At 39.7% G+C, this 17233-nt stretch carries 12 protein-coding genes; 6 read left to right on the top strand and 6 right to left on the bottom strand.

From position 1 onward, the window contains the following. Positions 1–334: 334 nt before the first annotated feature. Positions 335–2938, top strand: coding sequence for a TonB-dependent receptor (locus ACRD69_RS18540; protein WP_430816626.1), 2604 nt, complete (start codon positions 335–337; stop codon positions 2936–2938). Between the two features lie 119 nt (positions 2939–3057). Here ACRD69_RS18540 and ACRD69_RS18535 read toward each other — a convergent pair whose 3' ends face one another. Further along, the gene (locus ACRD69_RS18535) at positions 3058–3627 is read right to left on the bottom strand and encodes a hypothetical protein (RefSeq protein WP_430816625.1); all 570 of its coding nucleotides are present in this window, start codon (positions 3625–3627) and stop codon (positions 3058–3060) included. Between the two features lie 165 nt (positions 3628–3792). On the opposite strand from ACRD69_RS18535, the gene ACRD69_RS18530 reads away from it, so the two are divergent. From ACRD69_RS18530 to ACRD69_RS18515, 4 genes are all read left to right on the top strand, one after another. Next, on the top strand, positions 3793–5061 hold the full coding sequence (locus ACRD69_RS18530; protein WP_430816624.1) for an LVIVD repeat-containing protein: 1269 nt from the start codon (positions 3793–3795) through the stop codon (positions 5059–5061). Positions 5062–5198: 137 nt separating this feature from the next. Continuing rightward, entirely contained in the window at positions 5199–6626 is a 1428-nt protein-coding gene (locus tag ACRD69_RS18525; protein WP_430816623.1) for a dicarboxylate/amino acid:cation symporter, read from the top strand. 315 nt (positions 6627–6941) lie between these two features. Beyond that, a complete protein-coding gene (locus ACRD69_RS18520; protein ID WP_430816622.1) occupies positions 6942–8336 on the top strand; it encodes a hypothetical protein in 1395 nt (464 codons plus the stop codon). A gap of 406 nt (positions 8337–8742) precedes the next feature. Further along, positions 8743–10041: a carbohydrate porin gene (locus ACRD69_RS18515; RefSeq protein ID WP_430816621.1), complete on the top strand. Its 1299-nt coding sequence runs from the start codon at positions 8743–8745 to the stop codon at positions 10039–10041. A gap of 111 nt (positions 10042–10152) precedes the next feature. Here the strand turns inward: ACRD69_RS18515 and ACRD69_RS18510 are convergent, their stop codons facing one another. The 5 genes from ACRD69_RS18510 to rsgA all read right to left on the bottom strand — a co-directional run bounded on the left by ACRD69_RS18510 (position 10153) and on the right by rsgA (position 16133). Then, entirely contained in the window at positions 10153–10563 is a 411-nt protein-coding gene (locus ACRD69_RS18510; protein WP_430816620.1) for a hypothetical protein, read from the bottom strand. Positions 10564–10754: 191 nt separating this feature from the next. Next, positions 10755–12032 (bottom strand): sensor histidine kinase, encoded by a 1278-nt coding sequence (locus tag ACRD69_RS18505; protein WP_430816619.1) that lies wholly within the window; start codon positions 12030–12032, stop codon positions 10755–10757. 117 nt (positions 12033–12149) lie between these two features. Next, on the bottom strand, positions 12150–13646 hold the full coding sequence (locus tag ACRD69_RS18500) for a PepSY domain-containing protein (RefSeq protein ID WP_430816618.1): 1497 nt from the start codon (positions 13644–13646) through the stop codon (positions 12150–12152). 119 nt (positions 13647–13765) lie between these two features. Continuing rightward, positions 13766–15028 carry a GNAT family N-acetyltransferase gene (locus tag ACRD69_RS18495; protein ID WP_430816617.1) on the bottom strand — a complete coding sequence of 421 codons (1263 nt, stop codon included), beginning with the start codon at positions 15026–15028 and terminating at the stop codon, positions 13766–13768. Positions 15029–15074: 46 nt separating this feature from the next. Continuing rightward, complete coding sequence (gene rsgA / locus ACRD69_RS18490; protein ID WP_430816616.1) at positions 15075–16133, bottom strand: ribosome small subunit-dependent GTPase A; 1059 nt, start codon at positions 16131–16133, stop codon at positions 15075–15077. A 733-nt stretch (positions 16134–16866) separates the two neighbouring features. Between rsgA and ACRD69_RS18485 the strand changes: the two genes are divergently transcribed. Next, positions 16867–17229 (top strand): endonuclease domain-containing protein, encoded by a 363-nt coding sequence (locus ACRD69_RS18485; RefSeq protein ID WP_430816615.1) that lies wholly within the window; start codon positions 16867–16869, stop codon positions 17227–17229. The last annotated feature ends 4 nt before the right edge of the window (positions 17230–17233 follow it).

Genomic DNA, 17233 nt, shown 5'->3' with positions numbered 1-17233 from the left:
GTGTTGTTCAAAACAAGAAACCATACAGTCAAGACTATATTTGTCTTGATCCTAGAGAAAGAAATATGAACAGCTCCAATGAAAAAGTGGCTTAAAAAATTGTAATTTATTAGAGTATATCCGTGGTTAAAAAAAAGAAAACGGTGGTTTTACAGAGAGGCAAAATATAAAACAAACCAATGATTTAACTAAATATAAAGGATGAACCATGTCCCGATGACTACCGGGATCTTCAACTTTTCAACAATACCTACCACAAATTGGTTAATATGTACCATAGCTTCATAAAGGTACTATTTACTTTTGTTGCAGGATATTTTAAGTATTATATATAATGAACTACAAAAAAATTGCAGGCCTTGTCGGAGCTTTTATTATAAGTCTGTCAAGCCTGGCACAATCAGGAGTAATTAAGGGACGGGTTATCGATGCCCAGAGTAATGAGGACATACCATTTGCCAACATTGCACTAATAAATAACGGTGATATTATTAACGGTTCGGTTACCAAAGGAGACGGAACATTTAAAATTGATAATGTTACCGATGGTAATTACAGCATATCAGTATCATTTCTTGGTTACCAGCCCAGTGAAATTAACGACATCACTATTTCATCCGGCTCAAGGGTGGTTAATTTGAAGGAAATAAAATTAGTGGCATCCTCAGTTAATATTGAGGGGGTTGAAGTAACAGCTACGGCGCAGACATCAACCACTAAAATCGATAGAAAAACCTACCGGGCAGAGGAATTTGCAACAGCAAGCGGAGGAACGGCAGTGGATGTTTTGGATAAGTTGCCTGCTGTTTCCGTTGATGGAGATGGTATTGTGTCAGTGCGCGGAACCAGCGACTTCCTGGTATATATTAATGGTAAACCTACACAAACAAGTGCCAGCGATATTTTAAGCCAGTTGCCGGCCAGTCAGATCAAAAATGTGGAAATCATCACGGTGCCTGGTGCCCGTTATGATGCACAGGGAAAGGGTGGCATCATTAATATTACAACTCAAAAGGGTGCTGTTGACGGATTTTCAGTGGTAGCAAATGGCATGATTGGAGGTACTCCATGGACCAACAAAGATGATGTATACAGCCATCAGAAACTTGATAACAACAGGTATAATGCAGGCGTGAGCCTGATGTATAATAAAGATAAGTTATCGATCAGCGGTGCTTTCACTATGCAGTCGCGCAATAATAAGGGCCGCGGTATAATTGATCCTTACATTTATCAACATCCCGAAGAGTCAGTCAGCGGATATCCTGGCAGTTACTATGTATTAGATGGTGAAGGATCACGCCCTAAATGGTATACCAATGTGATGGCCAATGCAGGTATTAACTACCAGCTGAGCGATATGGCTGAGATAGCTGCCAGTTATCAGTATTCAAAGCGCACAAGCGGACGTACAGCCAACTACGTGTACGAAGCCTATTTTGCCGACACCCCTGATGGTGAGCCTTATGAAGGTACCTTGCAGGAAATATACAATCCCAATGATATTCATCGTGATGGTTGGTTCAGTAACCTGAGTGTGGATTACATTCAAAAGGTGGGTGAGCGATCGCAATGGACAACTTCGTTTATTTATGAAACGTCGTACCTTGAGCAAACCATCGATAATAAGGAGTTTGCTTACGATGGCGAACGCTACTACTATGATGATGAACCTGATTTTCATTCTTTTCAAAGCGATGAAACTCCTTTAGATGCTTATCGCTTTGTGCTGGATTATCAGCATAAGTTTGATAATGGTAATACCTTGAATACGGGAGTACAACCACAATGGATTCGTTTGGATGGCGAATTTGCCTATGATACAATTGTCGGTAACGGATATTGGGGCGATCCAAGTATCGAAAGCTATGATAACAGTATTGACCTTAAGCGCGATGTGTATTCGGCTTATGTCGATTATCACGGAACAAGCGGTAAGCTTAACTATGTGTTGGGCTTACGTGCCGAATATATGGATCAGTTAATGAATGTAAGCAGCACTGAATATTTCGAGTATGTTTATGGTTATTTTAGTGAGATAGGTGATGGACGAGATTTTGACCAGACTGATTTCAGACAACGCAAATTTGATCTGTTCCCAACTCTGCATGCCAGTTATGATATAAATGAACTGAATAGCATATCACTGGCTGCCAGCCGCCGTATTAACCGTCCTCCGGCAAAAGATATGGCGCCTTTCCTATATCGTCGTCATCAGGAGATCTACGAAATGGGTGATCCTTTGCTGGAGCCTGAATACACTCTGAACGCAGAGTTGAATTACCTGCGCAGGTTTGGTAAAAACAACATCACCATCACCGGTTTTTACAGGGGGGTAGACAATGCCATTTACAGGGTAAACCGTGTGGCATACGATATGGGTAACCCTGGCGGGGTTCTGCTTCGAAGTTATACCAATGCCGGTAACCAAACCGCCCTGGGTGCTGAACTGGGCATGAACCTGGATATATTCAGTAAGGTGAAGCTATTTGCAGGTGGTGCATTGTATGATTTCCAGGTGATAGCCGACGATGAACTGCTGGGAGAAAGTCGTGATAGCAGAAGTACCAACTGGAATATTAAAACAAATGCAACATGGACCATTACTAATCCTTTGAAATTAACAGTGGATTACTCCATTAAATCAGCTTCGGTAACACCGCAGGGAGAAAGCTTGCAATTTGAGGCATTGAATGCTGCTTTCAATTATAAGCCTGAAAAGCTAAAGGGATGGACTTTCTCAGCCAGAATGCTTGATATACTGGGAACCAACCAGGCCGGTGGATACACTGCTGCTTATGAGGGGGAACAAATTCTTTTACATCGCGGATACGTGTATGACTATGAAGGACAAATAGTAGAGATAGGCGTCAGTTATTCATTCAATAAAAATAAGCAGAAAAAACAAAGGAAACATATTGGTGACGACTATTTCTAGATAGCTCATCATTTTATAAAACAAATCCCTTGTAAAGGCTATATGAATGCTATTACAGGGGATTTTTATTTTTAGTGCCATACCTGGTATTTTGTACCTGGTTTCCGGTGTCTGATGTTCTAAAACACCCGAACGCCAATTCGTATCGAAAAGCGGTTGTAACTTGTTTTTCTTTCAACCTCATTTAGTCGCCAATCTTTGCGGGTGAATTCAAACTCATGGTAACGGTAGCCTGCAGCCAGGAAGAAGTTAAAATTCTGATTACTCCTGAATATATAGCCAAACTCAGTGTTGAAGAAAGCTCCTCCTTTGGTATCGATAATTTCATAATCCCAAAACTCCATGTCTTCAAGCGCAATAGCGTAACCTCCTGATGTTCCCCAGAAGAAACCGGATGCATTCCTGTTGGGGAAAAATACCTTTAGGTTAGGCCCCAGCGGTAACACTGTTACATCGAGCCATTCAACACCTGTTACAATACCTGCCGCAATGGTTTTGTTAAACTGGTAGTTGTGTTCCATGAGCAAGGATGTGATATAGGTTTTATCATCGTTTTTTGAGCCGATAAGGGAACCAAGCGATGTGTAGTTAAAGTATCCTGTTTCTTTGCTTATTGAGCTGTCAGAATCATTTTGTGCCCACATAAGTAAAGGCGTGAGCAATAAAAGAAGGGATAAATTTGTTCTCATTTGAATAAGGTTTAATAAGGAAGACTGTGATTTTTGAATTAGGTTGCGTCAATAAAAATATATTTTTTTTAACGCAACCTTTATGTGTAATCAACATCTGTTCAGGTGTATATGTGCAAGGTGATGCACATTGTTGACTTATGTTTTTAATTAAAACCTATCATGATGAAAACCTTATTGAAACTCTCTTTTGTTGTCATGGCTGTGCTTTCTCTTTCTGCATGTAGCGATAAAATAAAAGAGACCTATACCGTTAATACGCCTGAATACTTAAGTTATGATGACCTGCGCAGTTCTTTCCAGATGAAGAGCGCCCAGACGATTATACAACCGGGTAAGATTTATTTCAAGGATCATTTTATTTTTATCAACGAATATCAGAAGGGGATTCATATTATCGATAACGCCGATCCTGCAAATCCCCGCTTTGTTTCTTTTCTTGAGCTACCCGGTAATGTAGATATGGCCATTAAGGGCAATATGCTCTATGCTGATAGTTATATTGACCTGGTAACCATCGATATTAGCGATATGAATAACATTAGGGAAGTAGACCGGGATGAGGAAGCTTTCCCTTATATAATACCGGGCTTTGAAAATGGTGTTTTAAGCAGGATTGACCAGTCAAAAGGCGTAATAACCGGGTATAAGGTAACAGAAGAAACAGTTGAGGTTGATCGGAATGATATCACTTATGGTGTATTTCCCCGTTGGGAGTCATCCTTTTTTGCAGCCGATGCCTTATCTTCTGCCAAGGTCAATTCAACGGGCAATGGCACTGGTGGTTCAATGGCGCGTTTTACTTTATATGGCGATTATCTTTATGCCATTGATAATGCATCTTTGCACCTGTTCGATGTTTCGGATAATTCCAATCCCAATTTCACAAAACAAATACCAATTAGCTGGCAAATAGAAACACTGTTCCCTTATAATCAATTGTTGTTTATTGGTGCACAAAGCGGCATGTTTATCTATAGTCTGCAAAATCCTGGTAATCCTGAATACATATCAGAATTCAGGCATGCAACGGCTTGTGATCCGGTTGTGGTTGAAGGAGATTATGCTTATGTGACACTGAGAGGAGGTAACTTATGCGGAGCCATTGAGAGTCAATTGGATGTTATTGATATCTCAGTCATTGAAAATCCTGAGATGGTAAAATCGTATTCAATGAAAGAGCCTTACGGTTTAGGTATTGATGACGATGTGCTGTTTATCTGTGACGGCAATGCCGGCTTAAAAATTTACGACGCGAGCGATCCCTTAACCATTACAGATAAGCAGATTGCTCATTATCCTGATGTTAACAGCTATGATGTCATTCCATTGGGTGAGGTTTTGCTGCTGATTGGAACAGATGGTCTGTATCAATACGATTATTCCGATTTGGATAACATTGAGCTTTTAAGTCATATTAAAATCTATCAGTAACTCTATATATAACAATTCGCATTAAGGCTGCTCCTGATATGGAGTGGCCTTTGTTTTGCAACAAAGACAAGTGTTGCCTGCTTATTCTTGCATTTTTTGTACATTAGCGTGTTCATGAAAAAATAACACACATCTGCATGAAGAAACTGGCATTGCATTGGAAAATTATAATTGGACTTTTTCTGGGAATATTCTGGGCTGTTTTATCCGGCTATTTGGGTTGGAGTGAATTTACTACCAACTGGCTGGCTCCATGGGGCCGCATATTTATCAACCTGTTAAAGTTAATTGCTATTCCGCTTGTACTTTTTTCTATTATCGGAGGTATCGTTGGTTTAGGTGATCCCAAGCAACTGGGGCGAATGGGGATCCGAACACTCCTCTTGTATTTGTGTACCACCATTGTTGCGGTATCCATTGGCTTATTGATTGTGAATGTTGTCAAGCCAGGTGTGTGGATGGACGAAAATGTCAGGAAAGAAAACCGCATTGCTTATGAATTGTGGGCTCAGCAGGAAGGACAGGAAGTACATGACGATACCAGGCTCCTTGAAGATGCGTCAAATAAAGAAATGATCGCAGAAGTGGCTAAGCGCAGGGGCTACGATGAAGATGAAAGCGTTCAGTCGCGTTTGAAGCTGGCTGAAAACCAAAAGGAGAGTGGACCGCTTACCTTTATCGAGGATATGGTGCCGGATAATGTTTTTAAGGCCATGTCAGACAATGGAAGCATGCTGAAGATCATATTCTTCGCTTTATTCTTTGGTATAGCCTTGTTGTTTATACCTGAGAAGAGATCAAAACCGGTAATTGATGTTGTAAATGGATTGAGTGAGGTATTCCTTAAAATGGTCGACATCATAATGCAGGGAGCACCGTTTTTTGTCTTTGCCTTACTGGCAGGCCTGGTCTCTGAAATGGCGGGTGATAATCCGGCAAAGGTTTTTGAACTTTTTAAGGGGCTAAGTATCTATTCGCTCGCTGTATTGGCTGGTTTATTACTGATGGCTTTTGTGGTTTACCCGACCATCATGAAGTTTTTTGTGAAACGATTGTCTTTCTTTGGATTTCTGAAGGGGATCAGCCCTGCCCAAATGCTGGCTTTTTCAACCAGTTCAAGTGCGGCAACCTTGCCTGTTACACTTGAATGTGTGGAAGAAAACTTAAAAGTCGATCCCAAAGTATCATCCTTTGTATTACCGATCGGAGCAACTGTTAATATGGATGGAACCAGCCTTTATCAGGCGGTTGCTGTTGTGTTTCTGGCTCAAATGCATATGATCGACCTGAACTTTGGTCAACAGCTTACAATTATTCTGACTGCCACATTGGCCAGCATTGGCTCTGCGGCTATTCCAAGTGCCGGACTGGTTATGCTGATGATCGTATTAAGTTCGGTTGGCCTTAACCCTGCCTGGATAGGTATCATACTGCCGGTTGACAGGATTCTGGATATGGTCAGAACAGTGGTGAATGTTACAGGTGATGCAACGGTTGCGAGCGTGATAGGAGAGGTTAGTATAGATGATAATGAGGCAGTTGGTGGGGTGATGGATGATGTGTGATGCAATGGGGAATTGTTATAATATGTAATTATAAATGCTATGGCATCATTACATAATAGCACCGATAGTGTACCCAGAAAGACATTACGATTAAGTCGTGTCATTCATGAAATGATAAGCTAAAGATCTTTGGGACTTAATTCATGTATAGTTAACTTTTTAGTTGTAGTTTCCCCTTCGTTGGAATCTGTTTTTGAGATAATCAAGCATAGATATTGACCGATATCTCATTCCCTTTTATATTATATGAAGACGCCTGGATTTTGAAAACTATTCAGTTTGAGTGAAAGCATGTTTAATATAAAATTGTGTGTGATGGGAAAGGTATATCTAATTGCCGTTTTGGCATTCGTAATGCTGGCATGTGAAAAAGTGGTTGATGAAAAATCGGATTTGAATACTGAAACAACTAACTCTGTATTAAGGTCGGTTGTGGTGTCAGGAGATAATGTTTATATCGCCCCAAGTGGTGATTATTCAGGTATCACTGATGCAGATAATATTGAGCAGGGTCTGAACTTTGTTAAGGCCAGTGGTGGAACCATTTTCTTAACAGATGGAAACGATGCATCAGTTGATCATTATTATACCAGTAGAAATATTGTAGTCTCTGAATTTTATGGTTGTCTTCGGGGTGAAGATAAAAACAATACCACGTTGCATGCAGGCCGGCAATCCGGAGGGGTTGGTTTCGAAGTGGCTTTATCCCCCTGGTGGTCTCTTACAGGTGGAAACCCCTATTTGGCGACGGTTTTGCAGTTCGATAATTCAATAGGTGATGTTGTTGTTAAAGACCTGACAATAAAGGTTGAAGACGATCAGCCTACTGATATTATCCCTGATTATTACGGGAATGATGCGAGTCATATAAGTACCTTTATTGAGATCCTTGGAGGTGAGCATGATACTTATATTGAAAATGTCTGTTTATTAGGAAAAGTAACATCAGCTTATGGAAATGCCAATGGTATGAACGTTAACTGGGGTGTTCATGTTATGCTGGGTTCGCCCGTAATTGAATTGAATGAATCAGGCAAACTATTTGTGAAAAATCTCAAGGTAGAGAATATCGGGGATGCGGCATTAATGTTTATGCGTTTTGATGAGGGCTCAAGTATTATGGTTGATCAATTAGCTGCTATTAATGTAAAGCAGGGGATTACGGCTTTAAATATTTTTAATTCAGACATTAAAGTAGTCAATTCCTATGTGAAGTGTCAGTCAAATGGATTCCCGGGCATGTTTTTTCATACTATACCAACAGGTTTAAGTATCACAGATAATAGAATTGAGAACTCCACATATTGGGGTGTTATATTACATAACAATGTTAATTCAGCGGAGGTGAGGAATAATACTTTTATAGACCTCACTAAGTATTTTAACTTTGGAGCTATCTTAGTAAGAGGTTCTGATAACATGATTGTGCAGAATGACTATAAGCAAAGCAAGTTAAGCGGAATCGGGCTTAATGGAGGTGCTGTAATTCTTTCTGCTGTTTCATCAAACAATTATGTACACGAGATGAAGTTTACGCCAACTCAGGGATTAACATTATGTGATATGATTTTTGATGGAACGGATAATGCGTTGACAGCATATTATGATGGCTTAAATGAGATTCATAATTATGAAGCTTGTGAAAATATGGCAAAGAGACATTTTAAAATGGAAGAAATTCAACTGAATAAGAGGGGAGCTAACAGGTAACGTTATTAAAGCGCTTGGATATTATAAGAAAATCCAGTTTTAATACTGGGTTTTTTTTATGCTATTGATCGTTCTCTATCAAATTATCGTTATTTATTTTACTGATTATCTCGGGAAAATAGTGAGGCAATAATGTTGAAATTAAAGGTTCTTACCACTCATTGGACAGGTAATTAACTGTTGTTTCAAAAGCACAATGGATGATTGTACTGTTAGTAACAGTTATTGGCGAGATAAACGTTGATAAGCCACTTGACGGGCAGGAATAATACCGTTTTTAAGGATATACTGGTTTTACATTTTATTTATTTTGATATTTCAATGGTATTCAATACCTTATAGGGTATGTGGCTGTTGAGGAACACGTAGTGTTCAGATCAGGCTGCCAAATTCAAAATAATGACAAATGATGAACCTGACCATTCGAACATCAGTGATGTTGGCATTGTGTGTAGGATTGTTTATAGATGCTTCTGCACAGGAGATAAGTAGGCCGGATACAAGTCAACTGGCTAAAACAGATGATAATCTTGGTGGAGCTTCCATAGGTAGACAGTTGGAAATGGACAAAGAGTCCTTCACTTTTGAGTACCGCTTCTCCATTAGACCCATGAATGACTGGTATGCTTTTAAAGACAAAGCTCTTTCTGATAAAGGCATTCAGTTTGGTATCGATTATACGTCTTTGTATATGCGCTCATCAAAGGTTATAAGTGAGTCCAATAATAAAAATACTGCCAGTGGTATCCTTAATATTCAATTGGGCTGGAACCTTGTGAATCGGAAAAAAAACAGCAATAAAGGAACTTTATTTATTAAACTTAGCGACCGTCATACATACGGTTCTGTAACTTCTCCCATGTTTCATGGTTTAAACGAATCGGGCTATTATGGATTAACAGGAACTGGCTATAATGACTTTTCCATGCGTATACTCGAATTCAATTACCAGCAGTTTTTAGCTAATCAGCGACTCGGTTTTGTTATTGGGAAGATTGACCTGGCTAACTACTTTAATTTCCATGGTATCAGTATTCCATCCAGGCATTTTGTGGGATATGGCTCAATGGTGACAGGGACGGGTAACTGGGGTAATCCGGGATTAGGAATGGTAGTGGTTGCACGTCCCACCAGGAATATTTACGCCATGTTAGGTGCAATTGATGTTTATGGAGATCTGTATGAAAATGGTGATTTCTTTGATTTGGGGCGTAACTGGGAAAATGGTGACTTTATGTATGTGGCTGAAATTGGTTATATACCCGGTTTTATGGAACGCTTCTTTAAACGCATATCTGTTATGGCTTGGAAATCGCCTGAGTACATATCATACAGCGGTAATGAGGTGGCTGATGGCGAAGGGATTGCTTTGTCTGCTCATTGGTTTTTTGTTCAGCGATTTACGCCTTATTTTAAGATGGCATTTTCCAATGGGGAAGGCGAGAATACATTCTATGAACGGGATCTTCAAATTGGTCATGGTTTACGCTTCAGGCATTACGATATGCTGGGTACTTCCTTTAGCTGGGCCAAACCAAACATTCCCGAATCGAAGGATCAAATGACTTTCGAAGCTTTCTATCGCTATAATGTCTCAGCTCATATTGAGGTGACAGCTGATTATCAATATATCATTAACCCTTCTCTCAATCCTGAGACTAACGGATTCAGCTACATCGGAATAAGGGGGAGAATTAAGTTATAAACAATTCAGATCCATAAAAAGCCTGTTATATTCCCATAAAGAACCATAACAGGCGATAGGCTATTAAGCTGAGGCCGACCTTAAGTCCCGATCTCAGCTTATTGGTTATACCTATTTAATAACTCTTTTTTTGAGGCTTCCTTTTACCGCTATATTGCTATTTGACTGTTGAGCTGGCTGGTGGAAGGATTGTGTCTCAGCTAGTGGTTTCGCTTTTGTCGAATCAGATTTTGATATCAACTCTTTCTCCTTTGAATAGTTAAGCGAATCATTTGCTGAAAGTTCAATGGTACGCCCATCTGATAAGATCAAAACCGCTTTCCTTTTACCCGGTTTGATACCTTCCTCTTCCTTATTGCTCTTTTGTTGCGCAACAACGTCAATTCTAAGACTTAAGCATAGCAGGACTAAGAAAGTAACTATCCGAAAGTTATGTATTTGGGAAAGTGCTGGTTGTATGGCTCTAATTGTATGGTATTTAGTTGTTATAGTTGTTTTTAAAATTGTAATTAATAAACGCATTCTTTGATTGAGTTTTTGATGTACTGTTTAATTTAATGTAAAAATAAGGGGGTTTGTGATATTTACATCAATATAGACACTCAATTATCAAATGAAGGTGACACTTTGTGTGTTATTAATTGTTAAAGAATCAGTCAGTTTATTAAAATTCGATCAGTAAAATTTGTAACGTTCACTGTGTTAGTGTTGTACTAAAATTTGATCGGAAGTTTTAAATAGAAAGTAGTACCCGCGTTTTTCTCCGATTCAAAACATAACTCTCCTTTAAGTTTTTCTGTAAGGTTACTGCAGATGGCCAGCCCCAGTCCGCTGCCATTTAAATTGATCAGGTGATTGTCTCCTTTTGCCTGCTCAAATTGCTTAAATATGCTGGCTTGTTTTGATTCACAAATACCTGTTCCTGTATCTCTGACGATGAATAACAATGAATCATCATTGGCTTTTATATCCAAATGGACATAACCCTCCTTAGTGAATTTAAGCGCATTAAATGTCAGGTTACTTAGAATTTGGTATAATAGTACAACATCCGAATAAATAATTATGTCATCTTGCTCATCCGTTAGAATTTTAAAGTCTAAAACAGACGATTGTTTGTAGGAGAATGAGGAGTGCACACGTCTCAAAACCTCCAAAGTGCTGAACCGCGATATGGAAATCCTGGTTTGTTCCTGCTCAATCTTTGAGATGTTAATGATGTTATTTAACAGGAGGAGCAGTGTGTTACCATTTTCATTGATGTGTTTGATGTAGGAACTTTGCTCGTCTTTATCCAGTTCTCCTATATTTAGTAATTCAGAGAAGCCAAGGATGGCATTCATGGGTGTTCGTATTTCATGACTCAGGTTGGTAATGTATGAGGTTTTAACCAATGCTGATTGTTGAGCTGAATTACGTTGTTTTATTACCGTGTTTTTTACATAAATGATCAATGGAATTTCAAAAAAGACAAATACAGAACACACCACCAATATATCCAATATGCGTTGCATATTCGATGTATAATAAGTGACTAATTCAGGCTTATAGCCTTCCGCCAATAAAAGGAGCGGCACGTTAATGCCAATGATCAGATAGCCAAACTTCAGGTACCTGTTGTCTATCATAAAGGTAAACATCGGGATCAATGCCAGTATACTGAAAAGTGTAGGCCCCGTACTTCCTCCGGTTTCAAACCATAAGAAGTTGATCATTATGAATACAAAAGCTAAATAGAGCCTTCGCCCTAATACGAATTGTGATCTGAATCGAACCAGCCAATAGACCAGTGTGACAAAGAACATGGCTATGAAGTTACCATAAACCACACTTTTCGGAAGATTTAAAAATGGATTTGTTATTGCGGATACAAAGGTTAATGTAAAGGTAATATGAAGCATATGAATCAGAACCAGATCCTGAACTTCATACACTGAGGCACTTACAAACAAATTCTTTTTAACACTACTAAAAAGACGCTTTCTCCACATACTCAACTATCCCTTTTTTGGAGCGATACGTAGAAAGTTCCAATAGGTTAAAAAAAAATAACGCAAACGGTTAATGAAGTATGAGCGGGTGGTGTAATTGTCTAATATGTAGCAATTTTAGTGTTTGAATTTTTTTAAATATATCCAAAGCCCTGACAACAGGAGTACAATAGTGCTAAGACCACAAAGCGGAACAATAAGTATGTAAAAACTGCCCATTAAATCCTGGAATATCCTGCCGGTATGTATTTCGAGGGCAAAATTCCATAAAGAGAGTGGTGAGTTGGATTTAATTAATTCGGGCATGTCCAATGGGTATTTGTCCTTACCCAGGTTAACAAGCCCTTTGTCATAATCAAAATACACCTCTGTGTTTCCTTGTTTGTGATAGCCACTTGCCATATTGGCTCCAATGGGACGTGACATGCCTGCCCTGGGTATATATGGTTTGCGACTGATGTAGTTATAGCATGAGCCTGAAAAAGGATTCCATATGTATAAACCGCTAAAAGAGCCGATAAGGTAGTTATAATCGTCTTTTTGCTCAAAGATGGTGATTCCCATAACTGAAACAGGTGCCTGATCAGGGATCTTTACCATTTCAGATAAGTCGGCAGTAAGTGCATACATGCCTTTGGAAGTGGATACGATATAAACGTCGTAACTTTCATTATAGCGTATACCGCGCAACTGATCATACCAGGCATTCGGAGTGTCCAGCATCGAATAAGGGATGCTTTTTACATCACTGCTCGCAATCGCTATCAGTAAAGGAGGTCGCAAAAAAATGCCGGTGAAAGTAGTGAATATGAGCAGTATAATGGTGTAATAGCCAATTTTATTGTGCCACTTGACCGAAAAGCGGAAGAGACGTTTTGTTCGCTTTGCCGATTTTAGCTTCTTCTTTGCCTTCTTAATGAGTGAGGGGGAGATGAACCAAAAAATACCGGTAAGGGATAAAAAGATAAATATCAATGCAATAAAGTCAACCAGAAGCTTTCCTCCCGTACCAAGTATCTCTCCACTGTGAAGAACCCAGATGGTTTTGAATAAGCTGGTGGTGTTCTGATACCCTTCCGGGGTAGGAAGGGTGGATACGGTCAATGAATTATTGATCAGGTTGAGCCGGCCTATTTCACTGCGCGTAAGAATGATCAGTTCATTGTTCACTTCAATCAAATCTGTAATGCGCTGATGGTCGATCTGTAAATCAATGGCTTCCCAGCTATTATTAATATGTTCATAGAGGCCGAACAATGTTCCGGCAAACAGACGGCCGTTAGTTGTTAATAGGGCTTTGCTTACTTTCCGTTTGTCAATGCCTTTGTCTATACCCGCGTTAAGATCTGTCCAGGTATTAGTTTCAGAATCATGAAGCCAGCAACCAACATTACCGTAATAAATGGTGTGAATACTATCCTTTAGTATACTTCCTTTTAAAGCCGCATTATTCCAATTGTCGTATTGGTAACTGGATGAAAGCAATGAACGGGGTATTGATAAGGAACTTATGGCTTCCCGGTGATTAAGCAGAATGCCTGATAAAGAAAATAATAATAGAAAGAAGCTTAGGACAATGCCCGCCCATTTATGGTATTTACGCCAGAATTTCATGCTGGCGAAAATAAGAACTATTCGGTAATTATTTACTGCATTAAGCTAAATTCCCTGCGTATTATTGCAATATACGGGGAATTTAGTGTTTTATAAGTGTTGTCAGGCATGCATGCTTATTAATACTGGCAGTTTACCCAGTTACTCAACTTGGGAAAAAGAGCAGTAAAAAACTGGCCTGATATTTCTGATGGCTGATGACATGAAAAGCGTAAATACTGATCGGCCGGAAAAACATCGGGATTGATATATTGCATTTCCTGCCAGGTTCGGTACCCAAGCAATAATTGAGTCAACAATTGTCCTGGTATGCTCATTGTATAAGTGGCTTCATCAGATTGATCAGTGTTGATATCATGTATCATGCCATTTTTCCAATGGATGTTAATCTGAAACTGGTAGCAGTTGATGCTTGTGATGGCAGTTATTCCGGCAAATGAGCTGTTTTGGATGCGCCGTTCCAGCACTTGTTTTATCTTCCCGATAAACCTGCCAAAGTCAATGATCTTGATCTGCCATGCATAGGAAGGGCGAATGGTAGCCCCGTAAGCTCCGGCTGTCTTTACAAAGGGATGATCTTCGGGAAGATTAAGACGTATATGGGATTTCTCCAGCCTTGCAGCTTCTTCTTTTAGATAACTGAATGTGGCACGCTGTGTATCTGCCGGCATCGATATACTCGCTTCACTTACGTGTACACCCGTTCCAAAACCACCATCCAGGATTCGGATATAATACTTCTTTCCCTGGTTGGTGATGATAAAAATACGACTCCCGTATTCCGACTTTTTGCCATGGCTTAATATGTATTGCCAATGTTCTGCTGTTCTTACAGAGCTGATGTTATAAGTCCGGTTAAACTGTCTTTCTTCTTCAACTAAAAATGGAATATCATCACTGTTTGCTTCACGCATATCAATTGGCAAATGATCCTGTATGGCATAGAGTGGTACCTCGGTGTGGTTCTCCATGGGCAGTGAATAGTAATAACCCAGGCGGTGATAAATTCCGGGAATACCCTGGATTACCGCAAGGTCGTAGTCCTGCGCTTTCAGGTCATGTTCAAAGTGTTCATTGTTGGCTTTAAACAGACCTTTGTTTCTATGGTCGTCGTCGGTGCCAAGAATACCTAATTCAGCCACTTTTAATGGGATGCCTTCAAATTGCCATTGCCAGGGAATTGAAGCGAAACCCGAAACAACGGAACCTGTGCTTTCATCTTTTACTATGTACCAGTCAGGGAAGCTGAAACCGGGAAAATGATCTGTTAGTATTTGGGCCAGCTCGCCAACCTTTTCGGGTGCAAATACTTTGTTGAATAATGTTACCAATTGGCTTAGCTCTTTTGCTGTGCCTGCATTTGTATAAGTATATGTTTTCATTGTTTATGATAATTCAAAAGAGGTTCTTTTACATATAGAACTCAGGTTAATAACGTTTTTTAATGTTGTAACGCTTCATATTACGAACCAGTTTGGACAAGTCCCTGCCTTTCCTTTTTTTGTCTTGAACAGAAGCAGCGTAATGCTCCGATTCATTCTTGAGTTTGATGTAACTGTCGTATAATTCTAAAGCAAGGTGTCCCTCGTCGATGGCCTTCAGAACAGCACAGCCAGGCTCGTTAATGTGTGTGCAGTCCTTGTAATAACATGCCTGTTCCAGAGAGGCGATATCGGTGAATGTTTCGGCAATTGATTCGTTATTTTCAAGGGCCAGGCCAAATTCGCGAACGCCAGCTGTATCTGTTATAATGCTGCCATTGGGTAAAGCAAATAATTCGCGACGGGTGGTTGTATGAACACCTTTCCCGACTGCCTCACTGGTTTGCTTCGTTTCCTGCACATCGTTACCCATCAGTGCATTGATCAGGGTGCTTTTACCGGCTCCTGATGAGCCCACCAATATGTAGGTCTGTTCCGGCTCCAGTAATCGGACCAAATCATTAATGCCATTCTTATTCAATGCACTAATAGCATGTATGGATGAATTGGGGATATTACTTTTAATTGCAGCAAGCTTTTCTTCAACATTGTCACTTATATCAATTTTGTTCAAAAGGATATTAGGGGTGATGCCTGCATCATTCAAAGCAGTGACCATCCGTTCAAGCCTGCGTGGGTTAAAGTCCCTGTCAAGTCCTTGTACAATAAAAGCCTGGTTGATGTTCACAGCGATTATTTGCCGGTCGTACTTTTTACCTGCTTCCTTTCTTGCCAGGGTACTGAAACGTGGCAGTACCTCGGTAATGATGCATTGCTCATCGTAAGGCATTATTTTAACCCAGTCGCCTGTTTGCGGCATCTCTTCAGCTTCGGCAGTAAACAATAACTTACCGCTTACTTCACCTTTTAACATGCCCTTGTTGGTCATCACTTCATAGCTTGTTTTGTTAACCGTGCGGATGCGACCAACCTCGTCAATGTTCTGTTGTGTTTGTGTCAGCTGAGCGTAGTAATGCCAGCCATATGTGTTTAATTGATTATTCATTGCTTATCGAATCTTTGAACTACCAAAAAGTAGTTATAAACCTGTAAATGATTGAAATATAAGATGTACGGGAGACAGGTCGATACGATGTATCGATAAAGAAATTTTTGTAAAGACTTGCCTGTCTTTACTTTACCAGATAAGCAATTGCTAGTGTCATATGTTGCAAATATAATCGATTCCGTTCAATTGCGCAAAAATCCCAATAAATGGTGATTGCAGGTCAGGTTATCGCATACTATGTTTGTATCGGTTTTACAAGTCATATTATTACAAGCGAATTTTAATTTATTGGTTATTGAAAAATCCCAAGTACCGTTTCAGCCAGATGGTAGTTGGGATTTTTGGTTAAGGATGTATCACTCAATCAGGAGATGACGTGTTGTGTGCTCATTGTACTACCCTTCGCTACCGCACTCGCGCGGCAGCACCGTTCGACCAATTAACTCCTCTTTTCACTTCATAAAATCAGTTCACAATCGGGCATTGGCTATTCCGGAGCTTAGAATATTAGTGCATCGACGAGCATTTGCTGTTGCACCGGATTGATTGTCATTAGGTAACCCGGGGCGTTACTCACGAGTGTTCGAAAAGATTCAAACATTCACATATATAGTGTTTTGCAAGCTGTAAATCAGCTCTCCTCCTGGCAAGGAGGAGTACCTCGACGAAGGAGAGGGGAGGTGGTTTTAAGTCTTTTTTACAAATTAGTTTTCAACAATATAAGAAAGATATGAAAAGTAACCGGCCAAAAATGATTTATAGGAGAAAACTATTGAGAAACAGAGCAACTCCAGCGGAATGTGAACTTTGGAATTACCTTAAAGGAAAAAGAATATGCGATCTGAAGTTTAGGCGACAACCTTCTATTGGGCAATACATTCTGGATTTTTATTGTCCTCAATTAAAGCTAGCTATCGAATTAGATGGGGAATACCATGTTTATAATGAGGAATATGACAGACTTAGGGATAGGAATCTTAGTAATATGGGTATTGCAACATTACGATACGAAAATCTTATGGTATTTGAACACCCCAATGTTATAATTGCAGAAATCAAAGAGTTTTATGAAAATTGTTACAAAAGTTTCTAAAACC

The organism is Carboxylicivirga agarovorans (genome assembly GCF_050589845.1).
In the GTDB taxonomy this organism is placed as follows: domain Bacteria; phylum Bacteroidota; class Bacteroidia; order Bacteroidales; family Marinilabiliaceae; genus Carboxylicivirga; species Carboxylicivirga agarovorans.
This window is presented reverse-complemented; position numbering and strand designations above follow the sequence as displayed.